Annotated in this window: 22 protein-coding genes; 9 read left to right on the top strand and 13 right to left on the bottom strand. The window is 72.4% G+C overall.

Annotation, left to right across the window (positions count from 1 at the left end; genetic code table 11):
• Positions 1–100: 100 nt before the first annotated feature.
• The gene (locus tag PSQ21_RS01825; protein WP_274035610.1) at positions 101–1162 is read left to right on the top strand and encodes a lactonase family protein; all 1062 of its coding nucleotides are present in this window, start codon (positions 101–103) and stop codon (positions 1160–1162) included.
• A gap of 222 nt (positions 1163–1384) precedes the next feature.
• Here the strand turns inward: PSQ21_RS01825 and PSQ21_RS01820 are convergent, their stop codons facing one another.
• The 4 genes from PSQ21_RS01820 to PSQ21_RS01805 form a co-directional block, all read right to left on the bottom strand.
• On the bottom strand, positions 1385–2308 hold the full coding sequence (locus PSQ21_RS01820; RefSeq protein WP_274028627.1) for a sirohydrochlorin chelatase: 924 nt from the start codon (positions 2306–2308) through the stop codon (positions 1385–1387).
• A 164-nt stretch (positions 2309–2472) separates the two neighbouring features.
• A complete protein-coding gene (locus PSQ21_RS01815) occupies positions 2473–3576 on the bottom strand; it encodes an N-acetylglucosamine kinase (RefSeq protein ID WP_274028626.1) in 1104 nt (367 codons plus the stop codon).
• Positions 3573–4250 (bottom strand): uracil-DNA glycosylase, encoded by a 678-nt coding sequence (locus tag PSQ21_RS01810; RefSeq protein WP_274028625.1) that lies wholly within the window; start codon positions 4248–4250, stop codon positions 3573–3575. Before PSQ21_RS01810 ends, PSQ21_RS01815 begins: the two co-directional genes overlap by 4 nt.
• Positions 4251–4294: 44 nt before the next feature.
• A complete protein-coding gene (locus PSQ21_RS01805) occupies positions 4295–5380 on the bottom strand; it encodes a WD40/YVTN/BNR-like repeat-containing protein (protein WP_274028624.1) in 1086 nt (361 codons plus the stop codon).
• 379 nt (positions 5381–5759) lie between these two features.
• Here PSQ21_RS01805 and PSQ21_RS01800 point away from each other — a divergent pair, with 379 nt between their 5' ends.
• Both PSQ21_RS01800 and PSQ21_RS01795 read left to right on the top strand, forming a co-directional pair.
• A complete protein-coding gene (locus PSQ21_RS01800; protein WP_274035609.1) occupies positions 5760–6194 on the top strand; it encodes a hypothetical protein in 435 nt (144 codons plus the stop codon).
• 89 nt (positions 6195–6283) lie between these two features.
• Positions 6284–7012: a class I SAM-dependent methyltransferase gene (locus tag PSQ21_RS01795; RefSeq protein WP_274028623.1), complete on the top strand. Its 729-nt coding sequence runs from the start codon at positions 6284–6286 to the stop codon at positions 7010–7012.
• Positions 7013–7028: 16 nt separating this feature from the next.
• Here the strand turns inward: PSQ21_RS01795 and PSQ21_RS01790 are convergent, their stop codons facing one another.
• Together PSQ21_RS01790 and PSQ21_RS01785 are read right to left on the bottom strand one after the other, a co-directional pair.
• The gene (locus PSQ21_RS01790) at positions 7029–8408 is read right to left on the bottom strand and encodes an FAD-dependent oxidoreductase (RefSeq protein WP_274028622.1); all 1380 of its coding nucleotides are present in this window, start codon (positions 8406–8408) and stop codon (positions 7029–7031) included.
• An 83-nt stretch (positions 8409–8491) separates the two neighbouring features.
• Positions 8492–9178, bottom strand: a complete 687-nt coding sequence (locus PSQ21_RS01785) for a DUF305 domain-containing protein (RefSeq protein ID WP_274028621.1) — start codon at positions 9176–9178, stop codon at positions 8492–8494.
• Between the two features lie 158 nt (positions 9179–9336).
• On the opposite strand from PSQ21_RS01785, the gene PSQ21_RS01780 reads away from it, so the two are divergent.
• Positions 9337–10827 (top strand): LVIVD repeat-containing protein, encoded by a 1491-nt coding sequence (locus tag PSQ21_RS01780; RefSeq protein ID WP_274028620.1) that lies wholly within the window; start codon positions 9337–9339, stop codon positions 10825–10827.
• A gap of 307 nt (positions 10828–11134) precedes the next feature.
• Here the strand turns inward: PSQ21_RS01780 and PSQ21_RS01775 are convergent, their stop codons facing one another.
• The 5 genes from PSQ21_RS01775 to PSQ21_RS01755 form a co-directional block, all read right to left on the bottom strand.
• Positions 11135–11311, bottom strand: a complete 177-nt coding sequence (locus tag PSQ21_RS01775; protein WP_274028619.1) for a hypothetical protein — start codon at positions 11309–11311, stop codon at positions 11135–11137.
• Positions 11312–11406: 95 nt separating this feature from the next.
• The gene (locus PSQ21_RS01770) at positions 11407–12102 is read right to left on the bottom strand and encodes an HAD family hydrolase (protein ID WP_274028618.1); all 696 of its coding nucleotides are present in this window, start codon (positions 12100–12102) and stop codon (positions 11407–11409) included.
• An 11-nt stretch (positions 12103–12113) separates the two neighbouring features.
• The gene (locus PSQ21_RS01765; protein ID WP_274028617.1) at positions 12114–12827 is read right to left on the bottom strand and encodes a phosphatase PAP2 family protein; all 714 of its coding nucleotides are present in this window, start codon (positions 12825–12827) and stop codon (positions 12114–12116) included.
• A 101-nt stretch (positions 12828–12928) separates the two neighbouring features.
• A complete protein-coding gene (locus tag PSQ21_RS01760; RefSeq protein ID WP_274028616.1) occupies positions 12929–13864 on the bottom strand; it encodes a M56 family metallopeptidase in 936 nt (311 codons plus the stop codon).
• A gap of 98 nt (positions 13865–13962) precedes the next feature.
• The gene (locus PSQ21_RS01755; RefSeq protein WP_274028615.1) at positions 13963–14571 is read right to left on the bottom strand and encodes a DUF5134 domain-containing protein; all 609 of its coding nucleotides are present in this window, start codon (positions 14569–14571) and stop codon (positions 13963–13965) included.
• Between the two features lie 285 nt (positions 14572–14856).
• Between PSQ21_RS01755 and PSQ21_RS01750 the strand changes: the two genes are divergently transcribed.
• On the top strand, positions 14857–15432 hold the full coding sequence (locus PSQ21_RS01750; RefSeq protein WP_274028614.1) for a GNAT family N-acetyltransferase: 576 nt from the start codon (positions 14857–14859) through the stop codon (positions 15430–15432).
• A gap of 12 nt (positions 15433–15444) precedes the next feature.
• Here the strand turns inward: PSQ21_RS01750 and PSQ21_RS01745 are convergent, their stop codons facing one another.
• Positions 15445–16095, bottom strand: coding sequence for a glycerophosphodiester phosphodiesterase (locus PSQ21_RS01745; RefSeq protein WP_274035607.1), 651 nt, complete (start codon positions 16093–16095; stop codon positions 15445–15447).
• 327 nt (positions 16096–16422) lie between these two features.
• On the opposite strand from PSQ21_RS01745, the gene PSQ21_RS01740 reads away from it, so the two are divergent.
• The 4 genes from PSQ21_RS01740 (at position 16423) to PSQ21_RS01725 (ending at position 20348) form a co-directional block, all read left to right on the top strand.
• Positions 16423–17820: a DUF6421 family protein gene (locus PSQ21_RS01740; protein WP_274028613.1), complete on the top strand. Its 1398-nt coding sequence runs from the start codon at positions 16423–16425 to the stop codon at positions 17818–17820.
• Between the two features lie 26 nt (positions 17821–17846).
• On the top strand, positions 17847–18614 hold the full coding sequence (locus tag PSQ21_RS01735; protein WP_274028612.1) for an SDR family NAD(P)-dependent oxidoreductase: 768 nt from the start codon (positions 17847–17849) through the stop codon (positions 18612–18614).
• The gene (locus PSQ21_RS01730) at positions 18611–19672 is read left to right on the top strand and encodes a threonine aldolase family protein (protein WP_274028611.1); all 1062 of its coding nucleotides are present in this window, start codon (positions 18611–18613) and stop codon (positions 19670–19672) included. Before PSQ21_RS01735 ends, PSQ21_RS01730 begins: the two co-directional genes overlap by 4 nt.
• Positions 19673–19748: 76 nt before the next feature.
• A complete protein-coding gene (locus PSQ21_RS01725) occupies positions 19749–20348 on the top strand; it encodes a transglutaminase-like domain-containing protein (RefSeq protein ID WP_274028610.1) in 600 nt (199 codons plus the stop codon).
• A gap of 68 nt (positions 20349–20416) precedes the next feature.
• Here the strand turns inward: PSQ21_RS01725 and PSQ21_RS01720 are convergent, their stop codons facing one another.
• Positions 20417–21139: a lysophospholipid acyltransferase family protein gene (locus PSQ21_RS01720; protein ID WP_274035606.1), complete on the bottom strand. Its 723-nt coding sequence runs from the start codon at positions 21137–21139 to the stop codon at positions 20417–20419.
• Positions 21140–21263: the final 124 nt, after the last annotated feature.

The raw sequence follows: 21263 nt of genomic DNA, 5'->3' as shown, positions 1-21263 counted from the left end.
CGCGGCAGGACGGTCGAGGCGCACATTGGTCTGGACCGCGACAGGCTGCCTGCTACCGTCGGCCGTGAAGATCACGGCGACGGTGAAGAGGGGTAGCGCGATGATCGGCAACAGCGCCGGGCGGGCATTCATGGGGTCGTTCACCTCGGCGGGCGGGCGCGGCATCACCGCCGCCGCCGTGGACCGGGACACCGGAGCGCTGACGGTGCTGGGATCCACGGACGCCGTGCCCGACCCGTCGTTCCTCACGACCGGCCCGGGAGCGTCCGGCACGACCCTGTACGCGGTCGGCGAGAGCGCCCCGGGCGTCGCGGCCGCCTTCGCGCTCGACGGCGACGTACCAGCCCTCCTGGGCACCGTCCGCGCCGTCGACGGCGATGCGCCCACCCACCTCGCGCTTGCCGCGAACCACCTGGTCACGGCCAACTACACCTCCGGCAGCATCACTGCCCTGCCGGTCCTCCCCGACGGATCGCTCGGAGCGGCGGCCTCGGTGCTCCGGCATGAGGGCAGCGGCCCGGACACCGACCGCCAGGAGGCCCCGCACGCCCACCAGGTGCTCGCCGACCCCTCCGGGAACTGGGTGGTCAGTGTGGACCTCGGCACCGACTCGGTACGGGTCTGCGCCCTGGACCCCGCCACCGGCGCCCTGCGCCTGCACGGTGAGACGGCTCTGCGCCCGGGCGTCGGCCCGCGCCATCTGGCCTTCCACCCCTCGGGCCTGTTCGCCTACGTCCTGGGCGAGCTGGAACCGACCCTCACCGTATGCCGCTGGGACGCGGCGGCCGGCCGCCTCGACGTGCTCGGCGAGACGCCGGTGCTGCCCGAGCACGAGGCGGCCGACGACGCGGCGCGCACCTACCCGTCCGAGGTGGTCGTCGCGCACGACGGGCGGTTCCTGTGGACCGCCAACCGGGGCCACGACAGCATCTCCGTGCTCACTCTCGACGAGAGCGGCGAGAAGGCGGCCCTGGTGGCCACCGTCGGCTGCGGCGGCCGCTGGCCGCGCGACCTCACCCTCGACCCGAGCGGCCAGTGGCTGTACGCGGCCAACGAGCACTCCGGGAACGTCAGCTGGTTCGCCGTGGACGCCGAGACGGGCGTCCCGCGGCACGCGGGCTCCGTCGAGGTCCCGGCGGCCTCCTGCGTCGTCCTCGTCTGACAGCGGCCCGGGACGGACGGCGCGCCCGACAGCGCCCACCCAGGACGGCGCGTCCGAGGCGACCACCCGGGACGGCGCGTCGGAGGCGACCACCCGGGGCGGCGCGTCGGACGGCGACCGTCCCGGACAGCGCGGCGGGCCCGGACCGGAGATCTCCTCCCGGTCCGGGCCCGCCGCGCTGTCCGGCTTCCCGAGCCGCCGCCCCGCGGCGACGGCGTCCGGTCAGTGAGCCTGAGCCCCCTGCGGTGTCGCCGGCGTGATGCCCAGCGTCGTGGCGTACAGGGACAGCACGAGCTTGCCGATCGCCGGGTAGGCGCCCAGCGGCTCGGCCGTCGCGCAGCCCGCCTCCTTCGCGGCGGCGTCCAGCAGGCCGGGGTCGACCTCCGGGCCCACCAGGTACGGAGCCAGCGCCAGCTGCGCGGAGCCGGAGCCCTGGAGCTGCTCCGCGACCGAGGCGACCGAGCCCTCCACGTCCAGCGCGGCGGCCATCACCGGCACGGCGAGCCGCGCGGCCAGCAGCATGCCGGTGATCCCGGCGGCCTGCACGGCCTCCTCGCCGCCCACGGTGACCAGCACGATGCCGTCGGCGGCGGTGGCCACGGTGAACAGCCTGGCGCGGTCGGCGCGCGCCAGCCCGGCCTCCGACAGCCGTACGTGCAGGGCCTCGGCGAGCAGCGGGTGCGGGCCGAGCACATCGGTCAGCTCGGCCTGCGTACCGCTGTCCATCACGGCCTGCCGTATCCGCCGGATCAGCGCGCTGTCGGGACCCGCGAGCAGCGGGACCACGACGGCGGGCGGACCCGCGGGCTCGGCGACCTCACGACCGACGGCGATGGCCTGCTCGAAGCGCGCGACGCGCTCGGCGGCGGTGTGGGCGAGAACGGTGGCAAGGGTCGGGTACTCGGCATCGTCGCCGTCGAGGTAGCCGATCCGGGCGTTGAGGCCGGGCAGCTCGGAACGGGCAATGCTGATCACCTCCTCGGCCAGGCTGCGCGTGGCCGAGGAGGGGGTACCGGGAACGGCGAGAACGAGCGCGGCAGCGCCCTCGGGTGCGACCACGGGCTCCGGGCGGCGGTGCCGTCCGGACTGGCGAGGTCGCGGCATTCGTACAGGCAGGCCGGAAGCGGGCCCAGTGGGGGTGCTCATGGCGCCGCATGCTACTGGTTTTGCCTCCCCCTCCGTTCGGGGAGGGTCCGGTCGAGCGTTAACTATCCGCTTATGTCCGATGAGTGATGTACCGCCGGAGTATCCCTGTCTGTCGGGTCGTTGTCCCGCCGGTCTCCGCCCGCGTTCCTCCGTCCCGCCGACCGTCACCTCGTCCGGGGTCCGTCGGGCGCCGCCGTTCCGCCGGGCCGACCGCTTCCGTGCTTCCCGGGCACGAACAACATCGTCGGGTGCGCGGGCAGGCGCAGATCCCCGGCTGCCAGGGCGCGCGCGATCCGGAGTGCGCCGGTCAGGGGATCGCCCTCCGCCGACGTCACCCGGGCCCCCGGCAGCAGCCGTGCCAGCTCCTCGCGCAGGGGGGCGATCAGCGGTTCGCCCATCTTGAACAGGCCACCGGTCAGAGCCACTTCGCCGCTCTCGCCGCGCTCGGACTCCTTTCCCGCAGGCGTCGGGCACACGGCCGCCGCCGCCTCGGCGATATGTCCGGCGGCCTGCCGCAGGATGCCGGCGGCCACCGCGTCCGCTCCGGCGCACGCCGCCACCTCCGGGGCGAACGAGGCCAGCGCGGCCGGCCGGTCGGAGCGCGGATAGAGCAGCCCGGGCAACGCCTCGGCCGGTCCGAACACGGCCCGCAGCCGGTCCAGCAGGGCGGGGGAGCCGCCACGCCGCCCGTCGTGGGCCCGCATCGCCGCGTCCAGCCCGGCACGGCCGATCCACGCGCCGCCGCCACTGTCACCCAGAAGATGACCCCACCCGTCGGCCCGGTGCCACTCCATCAGGTCCGTACCGAGGGCGATCATGCCCGTGCCGCCCGCGACGACCGCCCCGGGACGCTGTCCCACCGCGCCCGCGTAGGCCGTCACCGCGTCGGCGGCCAGCGCCAGCCGACGGACCCCCAGCGCGTCCGCGAGCGCACCGGGCAGCTCCGCACGCAACCGATCGCCCAGCGTGGCCATGCCGGTGGCCCCGATCGCCAGCGCCGCGACTCCACCGGCAGGGGCCTCGTCGGTCGCGGAGGCGGCGGCCCGGTCCAGCAACTCCCGGGCGGCGGGCAGCAGCTGATCCAGCAGATGTCCGGCGTCGATGCCGCCGGGCCCCGTCCGCACCGGCTCCGCGCAGAGCGTCGTCGAGAGGGGGCCGGGCAGCCCCACCCGGCCGAGCGCCACCCGTAGACCGGAGCCCCCGGAGTCCACCCCGAGGACGTAGGCGCCCGGTCCGGCCGCGCCGGGCGCCACCGGGGGACGGGTCACGGCAGCCGCCAGTCCACAGGCTGCGCCCCCTGGCGCTCCAGCAGTTCGTTCACGCGGCTGAACGGCCGCGAGCCGAAGAAGCCCCGGTCCGCGGACATGGGGGAGGGGTGCGAGGACTCGATCGCGGGGAAGTCGCCCAACTGCGGGCGCAGATTGCGGGCGTCGCGCCCCCACAGGACCGACACCAGCGGCTTGCCCCGGGCGACCAGCGCCTTGATCGCCTGCTCGGTCACCTCTTCCCAGCCCTTGCCCCGGTGGGCCGCAGGCCGTCGCGGCGCGGTGGTCAGCGCCCTGTTGAGCAGCAGCACCCCCTGCCGAGTCCACGGTGTGAGATCGCCGTTGGACGGCCTGGGCAGCCCCAGATCCGCGTGCAGCTCCCGGAAGATGTTCTCCAGACTGCCCGGCAGCGGCCGGACGTCGGGTGCCACCGCGAAGCTCAGCCCGATCGCGTGCCCCGGGGTGGGATACGGATCCTGGCCGACGACCAGCACTCTCACCTCCTCGAACGGCTGCTGGAACGCCCGCAGTACATGAGCCCCGGAGGGCAGGTACGTGCGTCCCGCGGCGATCTCCGCGCGGAGGAAGTCGCCCATAGCGGCGACGCGTTCGGCGACGGGTTCGAGGGCGTCCGCCCACCCCGGCTCGATGATCTCTTTCAACGGTCTTGCTGCCACGGCCCGCACTCTACTGCTGATACGACCACTCCGATCAACTGCCGTCAGCCGAGCACCACCGCGCGCACGCACAGGACGTCCGGCAGATGCGACGCGAGCTGCCGCCAGCTGTCCCCGTCGTCCGCGCTGGCGTACAACTCGCCGTTGCGGTTGCCGAAGTAGACCCCGGCGGGATCCGCGTTGTCGGTGCACAGCGCGTCCCGCAGCACCGTGCCGTAGTGCGCGCCGTCCGGCAGGCCCTCGGTGAGCGGCTCCCAGGTGCGTCCCGCGTCGGTCGTGCGGAACACCCGGCAGCGGTGTTCCGCCGGGACCCGGTCGGCGTCGGCGTTGATCGGGAAGACGTACGCCGTGTCACCGCGGTGCGGGTGCGCGACGGCGGCGAACCCGAAGTCGGAGGGCAAGCCGGCGCCGATGTCGCTCCAGTGGTCCCCGGCGTCGTCGCTGCGGAACACGCCCCAGTGGTTCTGCAGATAGAGCCGGTCCGGGTCGGCGGCGTCCCGGGCGACCTTGTGCACGCACTGGCCGAACTCCGGGTCCGGGTCCGGGAGGAAGACCGCGGAGACGCCCTTGTTCGACGGGGCCCAGCTCGCACCGCCGTCCTTCGTCCGGAACACGCCGGCCGTCGACACCGCCACGGTCACGGCCTTGGCGTCCCGGGGGTCGGTCAGGACGGTGTGCAGTCCCTCACCGCCGCCGCCCGGCTCCCACCGGGAGCGGGTCGGGTGCTCCCAGAGCGGACGGACGAGCTCGAACGACTCGCCCCGGTCCTCGGAACGGAACAGCGCGGCCGGCTCCGTGCCCGCGTAGACCACATCCGGCGCCTCCGGTCCTGCGGGATGCAGCTGCCAGACGCGCTCCAGCGACGCTCCGGTGAACTGGGGGAACTTCACCGCGGGCTGCCGCGGCTCGGTCCAGGTCTCGCCCAGATCGTCGGAGTGGAAGACGGACGGCCCCCAGTGCGCGCTGTCCCCGCCGACCAGGATTCTGGGGGTGTCCCCCCGGGTGTCCACGGCGACCGAGTAGATCGCCTGCGCGTTGAAGTGCGGGCCCGTGATCTCCCAGGCCCCGCCGCGCCTGCGGCCGATGAAGAGACCCTTGCGGGTGCCTGCGGTGAGCAATACGTCGGTCATGGTCCTGGACCTCCCGAAACGCCGTTGTGCCGGAACAGTGCCAGTCTGCACCCGGCCACTGACAGCGGCCCGCGCACACGCCCGCCTCCCCGGTCGCGCCGCCGCGCGGGCGCCCTACGGGCGACGACGGCAGTTTGACGACAGGACCCAGCGTTCAGCTGCCGTAGAAAGCGCTTGCGGGGTGGCCGGTGCGGTGTGCCCGCGCGGCCCGTGTGCCGCCGAGACCCAGGAGCTCCCGTGGTGGCCTTCGACCGACACCCGTACGCCCCCGCCCCGCTCGCGGCCCCCGCTACCGGGTGCTGCCATGCTGGCGGAGGCCGCGCGTCGGCCCGGCGACGGCCTGGACACGGCCGGGCACAGCGACACCGAGGAGACGACGATGGGCAGCGGGATCACGGACGCCGACGGGCACCCGGTGCCGGTCACGGTCACCGCGGGCGAGCCCGCGCCGGTCGCGGTCGCCGAGCCGGGGGCGAACCAGGGACCCCGCGTCGGCGTACGGCTCTCGTCCCCGCGCGGCGAGCTCGTCTGGTCCTGCACCCCCGGGGCGGCCCGCGAGCTGGCCGCCGCACTTCTCCGGGCCGCCGAGGAGACCGAGAAGGCGCCGGGGGAGCGTCCCGTCACGGTCGAGGCGGGCGAACTGCGCCGGGGCGACGTCCGCGACGGCGACCGGTCCATGACCGTGGAGAACGCCCGGACCGACGGCTCCACGGTCCACGTCACCTGGAAGTCCGGAGCCGGCCGCAGCTGGACCCAGGCGTACGCCGCCGATACCGCCATCACCCTCAAGCGGCGACTTTCCGAAGGACGTTGACGCTCCCGCCCCGCCCTCCCCCCGCCCGGGCCCGCACGGCCGCCATGACCGGTCCCAGCGGGTGCGCCGCGTCGGTAGGGTGACCCGTGATGTTCACCAAACAGGGCCCCACCGTGCGCGAACTGGCCGTTCAGGCGCTTTCCTCGACCGAGCGCGGATACGACCTCCTCGCCCCGAAGTTCGACCAGACGCCCTACCGCACCCCTGACCGCGTGCTCGACGCCGTCACCCGGGCGGTACGCGACCTCGGACCCTTCGACGCCGGACTCGACGTCTGCTGCGGCACCGGCGCGGGGGTCGGCGTGCTCCGGAAGCTGTGCCGGGAGCGCGCGGTCGGCGTCGACTTCAGCGCCGGCATGCTCGCCGAGGCCCGTGCCGCCTTCCCGCCCGGGGGCGAGGGGCCGACGGTGCACTGGGTGCGGGCCGACGCCCGCTCCCTGCCCTTCGCGCCCGCCTTCGACCTCGCCCTGAGCTTCGGCGCGTTCGGTCACTTCCTGCCCGCCGAACGCTTCGGCCTCTTCGCCGAGGTGTACGGCTCCCTCCGGCCGGGCGGGCAGTTCGTCTTCCCGCTCGGCGCACCGCCCCCGGTGGGATCGCGCGCCTACTGGTCGCTGTTCGGCTTCGACGCGGCGATGCGGGTGCGCAACGCCCTGTGGCGCCCGCGGTTCGTCATGTACTACCGCACGTTCCCGCTCGGCGACGTGCTGGAGGACCTGACGCAGGCCGGATTCGCCGTGCGGCTGCTGCCGCTGACCGAACTGGGCCCGCGCCCCGACGGCAGCCCCCGTGCCCGGCTGGTGGTCGCGACCCGGGAGTGACGGCGCGGGGAGCCGTTCACCGGTCCTCGTCCCGGGCTGCCGCCAGCAGCCCCGGCCAGTCGGGGATCTTCACCGGGCCGCGCCCCAGCGAACGGCCCAGCTCCGCCTCCGCACGCTCGATCGACAGCCAGCCGGACCACTCCACCGGCCGCAGCCCTCCTTCCCGCAGCACGGCCAGCGGATCGTCCGCCGCCGGGCGGCTCCTCAGCGCCGCCGCGTCCTCCAGGAGCGAGGTCACTGTCTCCTTGGCACAGGAGCGGTTGGAGCCGATCACCCCGGTCGGCCCCCGCTTGATCCATCCCGCCACGTACTCACCCGGCGCCGGCGCCCCGTCCCGCAGCACCCGGCCCGCCGCGTGCGGCACCGTGCCGCGCGCCGGATCGAAGGGCAGCCCCGGCAGCTCCACCCCGCGATAGCCGACCGCGCGCAGGACCAGTTGCGCCTCGATGTCCTCGTACGCGCCGGTGTCCCGCACCCCGCCCCCGCTGTCCGGAGCCGTCCGGGCGAACCGCACCCCGGCGACCCGCCCGTCGCGCTCCAGCAGCTCCACCGGCCGCAGGTAGAAACGCAGCCGGACACGGCGCCCGGCATCGGCCGCCGTCGGCTCCCCGGCCGCCGACCACGCGCGCAGGACCTCCAGGTTCCGCCGCACCACGGCGGGCAGCGGCAGCGCTCCCGGCAGTCCGTCCGCAGCGGCGTACGCGGGGTCGAGCGCGAGTTCCGCCGGGTCGACGACGACCCGTGCCCCGGGCAGCGCCCCCAGCTCCCGCAGCTCCTTGGTGGTGAACCGGGCCTGGGAGGGGCCCCGGCGGCCCACGATGTGCACGTCGCGCACCCGGCTGTCCTCCAGCGCGCTGAGCGCCGCACGGGGCACGTCGGTGGTCCGCAGTTCGTCGGCGCCGCGCGCCAGGATCCGGGCCACGTCGACCGCCACGTTGCCCACGCCGATCACGACGGCCGAGCGGGCGTCCAGGACGAACGGGTCGGCGCCGACGTCCGGATGGGCGCTGTACCAGGAGACGAAGCGGGTGGCGGAGTAGCTGCCGGGCAGACTCTCGCCCGGCACCGCGAGCGCCCGGTCGGCCGGTGCTCCGACGCAGTAGACGACCGCGTGGTACAGCTCCGCCAGCCGGGCGGGGGAGACCCCTTCCGCCCCGCCGACGCCGACGTTGCCCACGAAGGTGACCCGGTCGTCCTCCAGCACCGCCCGCAGACTGTCCTGCAGCGACTTGATCTTCTCGTGGTCGGGAGCCACCCCGTACCGCACGAGTCCGTACGGGGTGGGCAGCCGGTCCAGGACGTGCACGCGCACATCGGGCACGAGCGACTGCCGCAGCAGGGCCTGAGCGGTGTAGACCCCGCTGGGACCGGAACCGACGACGGCGACGGAGAGCACGGCGCACCTCTTCCCGGAGGTTTCCTCCAGGATGGCACCGCACGGCCGAACCGCACCGCCGCGTGCACGGCCGGCCGCGTGTCTCAGTCCATCAGCCCGCGCATCCGGTTGATCTCCACGGTCTGCTGGGCGACGACGTCGCTCGCCATCTCCTCGACGATGACGTCGTTGCCCTCGGTGAGCGCCTCCGTGGCCATGGTGATTGCTCCCTGGTGGTGGGTGATCATCAGCTCCAGGAAGAGCTTGTCGAAGGCCTTGCCCTTGGCGGCGCGCAACTTTTCGAGCTGGGCATCGGTCGCCATGCCGGGCATCGTGGCGTGGTCGTGGTGCTCCGTGCGCCGGTCGCCGCCGTTCCTTTTCAGCCATCCTTCCATCGCGCCGATCTCCGGCTTCTGGCCGGCCGATATGCGATCCGCGAGCCGTTTGACGGTGTCGGCGGAGGCCCGTTCCGGGACGAGTCCGGTCATCACGAGCGCCTGGCCGTGATGTTCGATCATCATCCGCGTATAGCGGAAATCGGCTGAGTTGGCGGTGTCCTGACCGGCCTCCTTGATGGCCTCCTCGGCGGAGAGCGTCCGGGCGGGCTCGCCCGGTCTGCCGGGCGCGACCACGCCCGGATCCGCGTCCTTGGCCCGGTCCGACGTTCCGTCACCGCTGCCCGACTCACAGGCTCCCAGGACGAGCACGGCGGCAACCGCCGTCGCCGCCAGAGCGGTTGAGCGCAGAGCTGCGGACCGACGATGGATCAACACGGCGACCTCCTGTGCCACATGGTTTGTCGCAGACCGTCCTAACACGCTTCCACCGGGCGAAGATCAGAAACTTTTATTACATCTGTGTTGCCATCTGTTGATGTGTACATGGGAGGGACGATACTGCCGGGGGTTCATGAACCGTTCGACCCCGAACGGAGACAAGGGAGGACGCAGTGACCTCGTTGCACACCACCCGCGTGCGGCGCAGACGTCTGGGCGCGGTGGCAGCCGCGGCCGGACTTCTCGCCACGCTGCTGACGGCCACCACAGCGGCCGCCACCCCCGACCCGGGCGACGCCCCGGCCGAGCGCGGTTCCGTCACCAAGAGCGAGCAGGCCGAGGCCAGGGCCGCGATCACCGGTGGCGACATACCCGGCGTGGACGAGATCGTCCACAGCCCCAACATCAAGCACCTGACGAACGTGCCGAAGGACGCCCTCAAGGGCACCAACACGGACCTCGCGTTCCAGGGGAAGTACGCGTACGTCGGCAACTACGACGGCTTCGTCATCTACGACATCAGCAAGCCGAAGAAGCCCAGGACGGTCGCCCAGGTCCTCTGCCCCGGCGGGCAGAACGACATCTCGGTCTCCGGGAACCTGCTCTTCCTGTCGACGGACTCCTCGCGCAGCGACGACTCCTGCTCCAGCACCTCCCAGCCCGCCACGGAGAAGTCCTCCTGGGAGGGCATGAAGATCTTCGACATCAGCAACAAGCGGCAGCCGAAGTACATCGCCGCCGTGGAGACCGCCTGCGGTTCCCACACGCACACGCTGGTGCCGGACGGCAAGAACGTGTACGTGTACGTCTCCTCGTACTCGCCCAACGAGGCGTTCCCGGACTGCAAGCCGCCGCACGACGGGATCTCCATCATCAAGGTGCCCCTCAAGGCGCCCCAGAAGGCCCGGATCGTCAACTTCCCGGTGCTCTTCCCGGACGGCGGCAACCCCGGAGCACCGGAGAACCCCGGTGTCTCCAAGACGACCGGCTGCCACGACATCACCGTGCTGCCGTCCAAGGACCTCGCGGCCGGCGCCTGCATGGGTGACGGTCTGCTGTTCTCCATCGAGGACCCGGAGCAGCCGAAGATCATCGACCGCGTCCAGGACAACGAGAACTTCGCGTTCTGGCACTCGGCCACCTTCAACCAGGGCGCGAACAAGGTCGTCTTCACCGACGAGCTCGGTGGCGGCGGCGCGGCCACCTGCAACGAGGAGATCGGGCCCGAGCGGGGCGCCGACGGCATCTACGACATCGTCGGCAAGGGCGACCAGCGCAAGCTGGTCTTCCGCAGCTACTTCAAGATCGACCGCCACCAGGCCGACGCCGAGGTCTGCGTCGCCCACAACGGCTCGATCATCCCGGTGAAGGGCCGCGACCTGATGGTCCAGGCCTGGTACCAGGGCGGCATCTCCGTATGGGACTTCACCGACTCGGCGAAGCCCGAGGAGATCGCCTTCTTCGAGCGCGGCCCGGTCACGCTCGACCAGGTCACCACGGCCGGCCCCTGGTCGGCGTACTACTACAACGGTCACATCTACTCCAGCGACATCGCCAAGGGCTTCGACGTGCTGAAGCTGAAGGACCGGCGCACCGCACCGGCCGAGCGGGTGAAGCTGGACGAGCTCAACGCGCAGACCCAGCCGGACTACTTCGCCCGCTGATCCGTCAGCGGGTCCGGTAGCCGACGCCTTTCCGCATGCGGGGCCGGTGTCTCCCGGGCGTTCGCCCGTTCGGGAGACACCGGCCCCGCCGCGTGTGCCGCCGGAAATTCATTGACCGATGAGCCGGGTGGGGACATGCTGGATCCCTGCGACGGCGGCCTTGGCACCTCCGGTCCCCGACGCGGTCCGCGGCCGTGTCCCACGGGGTACGCCGAGGGTGCGCCTGGATCCGGCGACGCGGGGGATCGCCGGATCGGGCGCGATCTCCGCACCGGTTCCCGGCACCGGCGCGCGGCGGATACGGACGTCAGGCGGCGGTGCGGACGCTTCCGCCGGCGGCAGCGGCCCACTCCACCAGCAGCCGCTGGTACTTTGCCTCTTCCTGCGGCGTCAGGCACCCGCCCGAACGCTGCCACAGGTCGCGGATCTCCGCGTTGACCTCGGCTGCGGAACGCGCTGACACGGACGACGGCATCGGGGACATGCCCACCAGGCTACGACCACGAGCGCCTGCCACTACCCCATTCGCGGCGGGATATGCCTCACACTCCGCACCGATCTCCTCCGTTCGCGGTGGGCTCATTCCGGCACGAGACCCAGCGAACGCAGTCCGTCGGGCCGTTCCGCCACCGGCAGGTGGTCCACGAAGCGGACCCCGCAGCCCAGGGCGGCCGCGCCACCGTCCGCGCCCCGGTCGTCACCGACCATGACCACGTCCGCCGGGTCCCGGCCGATCAGCGAACAGGCGATGCGGAACAGACCCGCGTCGGGCTTTTGGAGGCCGTGCTCGAAGGACAGGACGTAGGCGTCGACCAGGGAGTCGAGCCCGTGCGCGCGGAAGACCGGGCGCAGGTCCCACCCGATGTTGCTGACCACACCCACCGCGATCCCCGCCCTCCGCAGCCCCGCCAGCACCTCCGCGGCGTCCGGATAGGGCCGCCAGGCCTCCGGCCGCATATGGCGGTCGTACAGCGCGTCGTACAGCCCCGGATCGGGCAGGGCGACGCCCCGGGCCAGACCCGTGTACGCCTCCCGGTGCAGAGCGGGGCTCAGATCCCGGCGGGACATCGCCCCGGCCAGCCGGTCGGGGACCCGGACCGGGGGCGGGCCGCCCGGGAGCGCGCCGGCCGCCGTGAGCCCCCTCACGTACCGCTCGAAGTCCTCCGGGGTGACGTCGAGGCCCTCCTCGCGCAGTACGGCGGCGAACCAGTCGCGGACCGGCTCGATACGGAACAGGGTTCCGGAGAAGTCGAACAGCACGCCTTCGATCACCATGGACGTGATCCTTACCGGTCCGTCCCCGCGCCGACAAGAGCGTCCTCGCGGGCCGCCGCGTACCGGGCGTACCCCGCGGTGCTCAACGCCACCACGGCCGCCCCCAGCAGCGCGCCGCCCACGACATCGGTCAGCCAGTGAACCCCCAGGTACACCCGGGTCGCCGCCACACCGACCGCCGAGACCACCGCCACGGCCACCGCCGCGCCCCGGACGCCGGGGCCCGCGCCGTACAGCCGCAGCAGCCAGACGAGCAGACCGCAGGTCACGACGGCCGTCATGGCGTGCCCGGAGGGGAAGGCCGCGTAGTGGGCCGAGTCCACCGGATCGGGCCACCGCGGACGCTCCCGGCCCACCGCCGCCTTGAGCCCCTGCTGGAGGAGAGAGGCGACCAGGCTGGTCGCGGCCACCCAGAGGGCGAGCCGGCGCGCGCCCCGCCACCACAGGGCGACCACGGTCACCGCGATCAGGGCACGCATGGTCCAGGGGTCCCACACCCAGTCCGTCAGCACCCGGCTCACCCGCACCAGACCGGGGTCGGCCACCGCGTGCCGGTGCAGTGCGTCGGCGACCGTCCGGTCCAGGGACATCAGCGGCGACCAGCGCACCGCCACCAGCACGAGCAGCACGAGAGCGGCCACGCCGACGACGGCTCCGGTCCACGGCGCGGGCGCGGCGCGGGAAGAGCGATCCGGTGAACGGAGGCGGAAGTGAGGGGAGGGCATGGGGTGATCCTCGCGGAGGACACCGCCCCAAGGCCAACGTGGGGCATGACCAAGGGTGTGCCGGACGTCGCGCCCCCGGCTCCTGATCCGCCGGAGACGCCCTAACCCAGCGCGCGGAGACCCGGGACGAAGGCCACGAACACCGGGACGACCGGGACCAGCGCGGCGGCGGCCGTCAGCCGGATCCTGCGGCCCGCCGTCAGCCGTTCGACCGGAGCCAGCAACCGGTTCACCCGGAGGGGCACTTGGGCCTGCGGGGTGGGGCAGGGGCCGAACACCCCGCGGTCCTCGTTGAGTCCGACCAGGGCGAGCGCGGTCGTCAGACGGCCGAAGCGACGTGACGCCACGTCGTCGGCGGCCAGTTCGACCAGCCGGTGCATCTCGTCGCGGAACGCGGCGAACACCGGGATCTGCGGGAAGCCGATCGCCAGCGCCGACGAGCAGTGCAGCAGCCAGTCGTGCCGGGCCTGGGCGTGCCCCTGCTCGTGGGCGAGCACGGCATCGAGCTGACGGCCTTTCAGGCGGCCCAGCGCGGCGGTGGTGATGACGAGTTGCGGAGCCGTGCCGGGCAGCCACCAGGCGTCGGGGCGTTCGCCCTCCAGCACCACGAGACGGTCGGCGCCCGGCTCCTCGCCCGGCATCAGCGGGGAACGCACCAGCAGTTCCGCCCGGCGCTGCTCGCGGCGACGCCGCGCCCGCCGGATCTCCCTCAGGAGCATCGCTCCGGTCCACAGTCCGCCCAGCGCCAGCAGTACCGCGATGACGGCCGACCACGGCCCGTACGCCGCCAGGGCGTACGCCTCGACGACGGCGTGCGGCGCGGGGGCGAAGACATGGCCGCGCACCGCCTGCCAGGCGGCGGCCGCGCTCAACGTCATGGACAGGGCGAACGACAGGAGGACCCCGGCCACCACACACTGCCAGACCCACAGGGCCACGACCGGCTCGCGCTCCGGCCACCGGGCGCGCGCCATGACGCGGGGGGTCACCAGGGCGGTCAATGCACCGAGCAGCAGCAGCGCGAGGGAGACCAGCATGGTCCCAGCTTAGGAGGGGCCGGCCGGCCGGGGGTACGGCCTCGACCGGCAAGTGACGTAGACCACGGTTTGCCGGGGGGTCTGTCCCACTTCCCGTCTCACAGGGTGAGCAGCATGGCGAACATGCCGATGCCCATCGTCATCCGGCAGGCCGTCGTGAGCTCGGGCCGGCCGTCCGTTCCGCCCCCGAATCCTCCCGGGTCCCGGGCGTCGAGACCCGTGCCGCCGGCCGGGGCCATGGCGGTCCCGGGCAGCAGGCGGCCGGCCGAGCCCAGCACGTAGAACGCGAAGTAGACGAGCAGCGCCCCGGTCAGGAGAGGGACGCCCCCGGCGCCCGCGGTCGCCCCGTGCCCGGCATGCCCGCCCCCGCCGCTCCCGGTGACCGCGGGGGCCATCGCAACGGCCATGTAGACCATGGCCAGTGAGCCGACGAGATGGTGCAGATGGTGGCCGCCGCGCAGGGCGGGCCGCAACGCTCGCAGCGCGGCCGTGCCGAACAGCACCGCGTACACCGCCCAGGCCCAGTGGGGAGGCGACAGCACCGCCGCCGGGACGGCCATCGCCGCCATGCCGAAACCCATGAGCGCCTCCGAGCGCGCGGTGCTGCGCTCCCGCGGCGTCCCCACACGGGAGCGCAGCAGGCAGTAGGCGCCGCTCACCGCGCACAACGCCATCAGCAGCCAGCCTGCCAGGGCCCCTCCGTGCACGGCGCGCCTCCCCCCGGGTCGGACGTACGGCACTGTTGCGGGTCGTCCCATCGATGCCCGGGCGGCCGCCGCCGAATCCGGCGCGCGGGGGTGTGAAGGGGGTGCGCCGGGGCCCACCGGGGGCGCTCCGGGTCGCGTTACTCTCGACCGCACGGGCGACGGCGGAGACCGCGACGACCGCGACGACCGCGACCGTACGTGAGGCAGCAGAGAAGCGCGCACGGCAGCACAGAAGCCTGTACGGCAGCACCGAAGCGTGTACAGCAGAGAAACGGAGCACCCGCCATGGACACCGCCACGCCCCCCGACGCGGCCCGGCTGACCTTCCGCGACGCGACCGGGGACGACGTACCCGCGCTGGTGGCCCTCATCGAGTCCGCCTACCGCGGTGACTCCAGCCGCGCGGGCTGGACCACCGAGGCCGACATCCTCCAGGGACAGCGGACCGACGAACAGAGTGTGCGCGAGGTCCTCGACGCTCCGGCGGGCCGCCTCCTCACGGTCGAGCACGGCGGAGAGCTCGTCGCCTGCTGCCAGCTCGAACACCGGGGCGACGCGGCCTACTTCGGCATGTTCGCGGTGCGGCCGGGGCTCCAGGGCGGCGGACTCGGCAAGGCGGTCATCGCCGAGGCGGAGCGCACCGTCAGGGAGGGCTGGGGCGTCGGCGAGATGCATATGACGGTGATCTCGGTGCGCGAGGACCTCATCGCCTGGTACGAGCGCCGAGGTTACCGCCGTACGGGACGGCTCACCCCGTTCCCGTACGGCGACGAGCGCTTCGGGATCCCGCTCCGCGACGACCTGGCCTTCGAACTGCTCGTCAAGAACCTGAAGGGGGGCGGCACCGGGGAAGGCGTCTGATGACGCCCGCGCTCAGGCGGTGAAGCGCCCGGCGCGACGGATCTCGGGGAAGTCGGTCGTCGCGCCGTCCAGGCCCAGTGCCCGTGCGAGACGCAGGTGGTCCTGGGTGTTCACCACCCAGCCGATCACCTTCACGCCCTCGGCGTGCGCCCGCTCCACGACCTCCAGGGTGAGGCGGCGGATGTTCAGCGCGAGCGTCGCCGCGCCCGCCGTCCTCGCCCGGTCCACCACGTCCGCGCCCCAGCGGCTGGCGATCAGCACCGTGCGTACGCCCGGCACCAGCCGGCCGATCTCGGCGACGGCCTCGTCGTGGAACGAGGACACCTCCACCCGGCCGACGAGGTCACGCTCCCGGATCACGTCCGCCAGCGCGCGGGCCGCCGCCACGTCCTTGATCTCCGCCTGGAGCGGGGAGGAGACGGCCTCCAGCACCTCTTCGAAGACGGGGATCCGCTCGCCCCGACCGGCGTCGAGTTCGCGCAGCTCCGCCAGGGTCCTGGCCGCGATCGGTCCGGTCCCGTCCGTGGTGCGGTCCACGTCCGCGTCGTGCATCACGACGAGCGCACCGTCCTTGCTGAGATGGAGATCCAGCTCGATGGCGTCCATTCCCGACGCCTCGGCGCGGACGAAGGAGCGCAGGGTGTTCTCGGGCTCGACGCCCATCACTCCGCGATGACCCAGGGTGAGAAATGACAAGGCGACCTCGTTTCCGTCGGCGGTGGTCCGTCGACTGCTCCTGCCCGCGCGGAGGTACGGCGATACGGCACTGGGGAGGGTAGCGGCCGGGGCCCGCGATGTCCCGAGCCGTGCGGGCCGGGTCGGACGGATCCCGCAGCGACTGCGGGAACTATGCGCCTACTCGGGATACGGCAGGAAAAACAGCGGTGACCATGGGGGGTACGCAGGATAATTTCCAGACCTCCACTTGTCGGGAGGAGCCCCGCACGGCTACGGTGAATCCACGCGAGGTTCTCCCGTGGAGGAAGTGTTATGACGGAAATTCTTGTGCACGACGCAGTCGACGGCACGATAGCTACGGCCCAGCGGGTGGTCGAGCACCCGGCCTGGCCTGTGCTCAAGGATGCCGTCGAGGAGATCCGCCCCTGGCAGTCGAAGGACGGATCCATCGACTTCGAGGCCGAGGGCGCCCCGTCCCCGGCCGTCGTCGAACGGGTCCTGGACCGGGTGACCGGAGCGATCGGGGAACTCTCCCCGCTCCTCCCGCACGACGCCGCCTACCACCGTGCGCTCCTCACCGATCTGCGCCGCTGGGCCGCCGACGGCTTCGGCGTCCCCGACTTCCTGGACTCGCTGCTGGCCTTTCAGCCCGCGAAGGACCGGACCGACGGTCTCCAGCACCTCGTCGTCTTCGCGATGTACACGCAGAACGGCAACCCGGACCGCAACCTCGAAGCGGTCGTGCTGAAGATGGTCTGGCCCGAGTGGCTCGCCGACCTGGAGGCGGACCGCTACGACAACCCGCTCTTCTGCGGCATCACCTTCGAGGACTTCACCGCCGGGTACGACACCCATTCCGCGGTGCTCTTCCCGGAGACCATCGCCGTGCGCGAGGCCCCCGAGCGCTTCAGCTGGGGCGGCATCTTCTGCGACCGCGAGGCCGCCCGCTTCCGCCGCGTCACCGAGGCCTCCGTCGACCTGCTCGGCCTGGAGCTGCCCGACGACATCCGCGAGATGATCGGCGACCAGCAGCGCTGCGAGCAGGCGTTCGTCCTGTGGGACATGGTCCACGACCGCACCCACAGCCACGGCGACCTGCCGTTCGACCCGTTCATGATCAAGCAGCGCCAGCCGTTCTGGATGTACGGGCTGGAGGAGCTGCGCTGCGACCTCACCGCCTTCAAGGAGGCCGTGAAGCTGGAGTCCGAGGGCAACGCCCACGGCCGTGACGTGCAGTACGCGGTGCTCTTCGACCGGATGTTCCGCTTCCCCGTCTCCGGCGAGCGCGTCCGCAACTACGACGGCCTCGGCGGCCAGCTGCTCTTCGCCTACCTGCACAAGCACGACGTCGTCCGCTGGACCGACAACACCCTGAAGATCGACTGGGACCGTGCCCCGCAGGTCACCAACCAGCTCTGCGCCGAGATCGAGAAGCTCTACCGCGACGGCATCGACCGCCCCAAGCTGGTCCACTGGTTCGCCGCCTACGACCTCGTCTCGACCTACCTCGCCCCGCATCCGGGATCCCGCTGGGCCAAGGGCCCCGACGCCCTGGACCTCACACTTCCTCCTCGCAAGCTCGTCGACGACGTGCTTCCGGACGAGTTTCCCCTGAGCATGTTCTATGAGGCGCTCGCCAAGAAGCTGAAGAACGTGATTGCCTCCACCAAGGGAATCACCGCGGCGAACGACGAGCGGGCAGCCGCGTGAACCATTCTCCCGAGGAGGCGGTGGCCATGAACGCGAACGGTACGGGCGAGGGGACCGGTGTGCTCGAAGGAGCCGTGGTCGCGGTCGCCGGAGCGGCCGGCCCCGCCGGACGGGCGACGCTGCTGCGGCTCGCCGAGGCGGGCGCGACGGTCGTCGGGTGCGACGCGAACCCCGAACGGCTCGCCGAGGCGGTGGACGCCGCCCGGTACGCCCACGGGGGCGCGACCGTCACCGGCGAGACCGTCGATCTGCTCGACCTCGACGCCACCCGCGACTGGGCCAAGCGCACCGAGGCGGAGTTCGGCCGCATCGACGGCCTGGTCCACCTCGTCGGCGGCTGGCGCGGCAGCAAGTCGTTCCAGGAGACCGTGCTGTCCGACTGGGACGCCCTGGAGAAGCTGCTCATCCGCACCGTCCAGTCGACCTCGCTGGCCTTCCAGGAGGCCCTGGAGCGCAGCGACCGGGGTCGCTATCTCCTGATCAGCGCGGCCGGGGCCAGCAAGCCCACCGCGGGCAACGCCGCCTACTCCTCCGCCAAGGCCGCCGCCGAGGCGTGGACCCTCGCGCTCGGCGACGCCTTCCGCAAGTCGGGGGGCGAGGACGGACCGGCGGCTGCTGCTGCGATCCTGGTGGTCAAGGCACTGGTGAACGACGCCATGCGCGCCGAACGCCCGAATGCGAAGTTCGCGGGCTTCACCGACGTCACGGAGCTGGCCGAGGCCATCGCCGGCGTCTGGGACAAGCCCGCCCTCGAAGTGAACGGAAAGCGCCTGTGGCTGACCCCGCAAACGTGAGGACCGACGCTCGGCGTCACCACGACCCGCAGGTGCGCGGCTTCGCCAGCGACAACTACGCCGGCGCGCACCCGGAGGTCCTCGCGGCCATCGCGCTGGCCAACGGCGGCCACCAGGTCGCCTACGGCGAGGACGACTACACCGGCCACCTCCAGCGCGTCATGCACAGCCACTTCGGCCCCACCGCCGAGGCCTTCCCCGCCTTCAACGGCACCGGAGCCAACGTGGTCGCCCTGCAGGCGCTCACCGACCGCTGGGGCGCCGTCATCTGCGCCGAGTCCGCCCACATCAACGTCGACGAGGGCGGCGCGCCCGAGCGGATGGGCGGGCTGAAGCTCCTCACCGTCCCCACACCGGACGGCAAGCTCACCCCGGAACTCATCGACCGGCAGGCGTACGGCTGGGACGACGAGCACCGGGCCATGCCGCAGGTCGTCTCGATCGCCCAGAACACCGAGCTGGGAACCGTCTACACCCCCGACGAGATCCGCGCGATCTGCGACCACGCCCACGAGCGCGGCATGAAGGTGCACCTCGACGGGGCCCGGATAGCCAATGCCGCCGCCTCGCTCGACGTGCCGATGCGGACGTTCACCAACGCGGTCGGCGTCGACGTGCTGTCCTTCGGCGGCACCAAGAACGGCGCCCTCTTCGGCGAGGCCGTCGTCGTGCTGAACCCGGACGCGGTCCGGGCGATGAAGCATCTGCGCAAGCTCTCCATGCAGCTCGCCTCCAAGATGCGCTTCGTCTCCGTCCAGCTGGAGGCCCTGCTCGCCAAGGACCTGTGGCTGCGCAACGCCCGGCACGCCAACGCCATGGCCCAGCGGCTCGCCGAGGGCGTGCGGGCGATCGACGGGGTGGAGATCCTCTACCCGGTCCAGGCCAACGCCGTGTTCGCCCGGCTGCCGCACGCGGTCAGCGAGCGGCTCCAGAAGCGCTTCCGCTTCTACTTCTGGGACGAGGCGGCCGGCGACGTCCGCTGGATGTGCGCGTTCGACACCGGCGAGGACGACGTCGACGCCTTCCTCCAGGCGCTCAAGGAAGAGATGGCCCGATAGCGCGACCCCTGCATGACTATGCGGCCGACCGGAAATCGATAGACTTCCGGTCGGCCGCTTCGTACGCTCTCCGGTCATGGAGCTGACACAGCAGTCCCCCGACATCGACGCTTATCTGGCCGCCGACGAGGCCATCGACCATGAGCATCCCCGGGTCCGGGAGGCAATGACCCGCCTCGCGCTCGACGCCGACACCGCATACGCATACGCGCGGGCCGCCTTCGAGTACGTCCGCGACACCATTGCGCACTCCGCCGACTCGGGGGACCCGCGCGTCACCTGGCGCGCCTCCGAGGTGCTCGCCGCCCGGACCGGCATCTGTCACGCGAAGTCGATCGCGCTCGTGGCCCTGCTGCGGGCCCGCTCCATCCCGGCCGGCCTCTGCTACCAGCGGCTCGCCGACGACGACGGGACGAACCCGATGGTCCATGGACTGGTCGCCCTGCGGCTTCCCGGGTCCGGGCGCTGGAAGCGGGTGGACCCCCGGGGTAACAAGCCGGGCATCGACGCGCAGTTCTCCCTGGAGGGGGAGCGGTTGGCGTGGGTGGCGCGCGAAGAGTTCGGTGAAGTCGACTATCCCGTGGTCCATGGCGCGCCACCCGAGGTGATCTTCCGCGCGCTGAGGGGCGCGCGTGACCGCTCGGAGCTCTGGCGGAACCTCCCCGGGAGCCTCTGAACCCGCCCGCCGCCCCGCACCACCGCACCGGGCCGAGCAGTGAGGCGGGCGGCCGTCACGGCCGGCCGTCAGCCGAGCTCGCGCACCTCGGCGGGCGTCGGGGCCGTACCGCCGAGATGGGCCGGCACCCACCAGGTGTCGCTCGCGTCCTTCGGACGCACCGGGTAGGCCCGCTGCGCGGCCTCCAGCAGTTCCTGGACCCGCTCCCGAAGCCGCCGGGTGATGGCGCCGGCGTACTGGTCGGAAGGTGCCTCCATGGGCTCGCCGACGCGGATGGTGACCGGGATGTGGCTGCGCTGGAAATTGCGCGGCCGCCCCTTCGTCCAGATCCGCTGCGTGCCCCAGAGCGCCATCGGGATCAGCGGGACCCCGGCCTCCTGGGCGAGGCGCGCGGCGCCCGACTTGAAGCTCTTCAGGGTGAAGGACTGCGAGATGGTGGCCTCGGGGAACACTCCGACGATCTCACCGGAACGCAGCGACCGAAGCGCGTGGGCGTACGCGTCCTCGCCCTGGTCACGGTCGACCGGGATGTGCTTCATTCCCCGCATCAGCGGACCGGAGATCCTGTGCCGGAAGACCGATTCCTTCGCCATGAACCGCACCAGCCGCTTCTGCGGCAGAGCGCCGAGGCCGGTGAAGATGAAATCGAGATAACTGATGTGGTTGCTGACCAGCACCGCACCACCGGTCTTCGGGATGTGCTCCGAACCCTGAGTGTCGATCTTCAGGTCGAGCGCCTTGAACAGGGTGCGAGCGGCGCCGATGACCGGTCGATAGACGAGTTCTGCCATCTGGAGAAGACCCTTCTTCAGCGCCTGGGTGGTTCTCCCGGCGGAAGTTACGCAGCCGTAGGTTTTCGGCATTGTGGCGATGGTGCCCCATGCGCGAGCCCCTGGCCAGTCCCGACGGACGCGG

The sequence above is a fragment of the Streptomyces sp. MMBL 11-1 genome (assembly GCF_028622875.1).
In the GTDB taxonomy this organism is placed as follows: domain Bacteria; phylum Actinomycetota; class Actinomycetes; order Streptomycetales; family Streptomycetaceae; genus Streptomyces.
This window is presented reverse-complemented; position numbering and strand designations above follow the sequence as displayed.

What these genes read in the sequence shown, in the direction of transcription:
- PSQ21_RS01725 (WP_274028610.1), top strand. Translation starts at nt 19,749, where the DNA reads ATGGAGCTGACACAGCAGTCCCCCGACATCGACGCTTATCTGGCCGCC.
- PSQ21_RS01765 (WP_274028617.1), bottom strand. Translation starts at nt 12,827, where the DNA reads ATGCCCTCCCCTCACTTCCGCCTCCGTTCACCGGATCGCTCTTCCCGC.
- PSQ21_RS01735 (WP_274028612.1), top strand. Translation starts at nt 17,847, where the DNA reads ATGAACGCGAACGGTACGGGCGAGGGGACCGGTGTGCTCGAAGGAGCC.
- PSQ21_RS01770 (WP_274028618.1), bottom strand. Translation starts at nt 12,102, where the DNA reads ATGGTGATCGAAGGCGTGCTGTTCGACTTCTCCGGAACCCTGTTCCGT.
- PSQ21_RS01720 (WP_274035606.1), bottom strand. Translation starts at nt 21,139, where the DNA reads ATGGCAGAACTCGTCTATCGACCGGTCATCGGCGCCGCTCGCACCCTG.
- PSQ21_RS01800 (WP_274035609.1), top strand. Translation starts at nt 5,760, where the DNA reads ATGGGCAGCGGGATCACGGACGCCGACGGGCACCCGGTGCCGGTCACG.
- PSQ21_RS01740 (WP_274028613.1), top strand. Translation starts at nt 16,423, where the DNA reads ATGACGGAAATTCTTGTGCACGACGCAGTCGACGGCACGATAGCTACG.
- PSQ21_RS01820 (WP_274028627.1), bottom strand. Translation starts at nt 2,308, where the DNA reads ATGAGCACCCCCACTGGGCCCGCTTCCGGCCTGCCTGTACGAATGCCG.
- PSQ21_RS01745 (WP_274035607.1), bottom strand. Translation starts at nt 16,095, where the DNA reads ATGGGCGTCGAGCCCGAGAACACCCTGCGCTCCTTCGTCCGCGCCGAG.
- PSQ21_RS01805 (WP_274028624.1), bottom strand. Translation starts at nt 5,380, where the DNA reads ATGACCGACGTATTGCTCACCGCAGGCACCCGCAAGGGTCTCTTCATC.
- PSQ21_RS01775 (WP_274028619.1), bottom strand. Translation starts at nt 11,311, where the DNA reads ATGTCCCCGATGCCGTCGTCCGTGTCAGCGCGTTCCGCAGCCGAGGTC.
- PSQ21_RS01760 (WP_274028616.1), bottom strand. Translation starts at nt 13,864, where the DNA reads ATGCTGGTCTCCCTCGCGCTGCTGCTGCTCGGTGCATTGACCGCCCTG.
- PSQ21_RS01825 (WP_274035610.1), top strand. Translation starts at nt 101, where the DNA reads ATGATCGGCAACAGCGCCGGGCGGGCATTCATGGGGTCGTTCACCTCG.
- PSQ21_RS01795 (WP_274028623.1), top strand. Translation starts at nt 6,284, where the DNA reads ATGTTCACCAAACAGGGCCCCACCGTGCGCGAACTGGCCGTTCAGGCG.
- PSQ21_RS01750 (WP_274028614.1), top strand. Translation starts at nt 14,857, where the DNA reads ATGGACACCGCCACGCCCCCCGACGCGGCCCGGCTGACCTTCCGCGAC.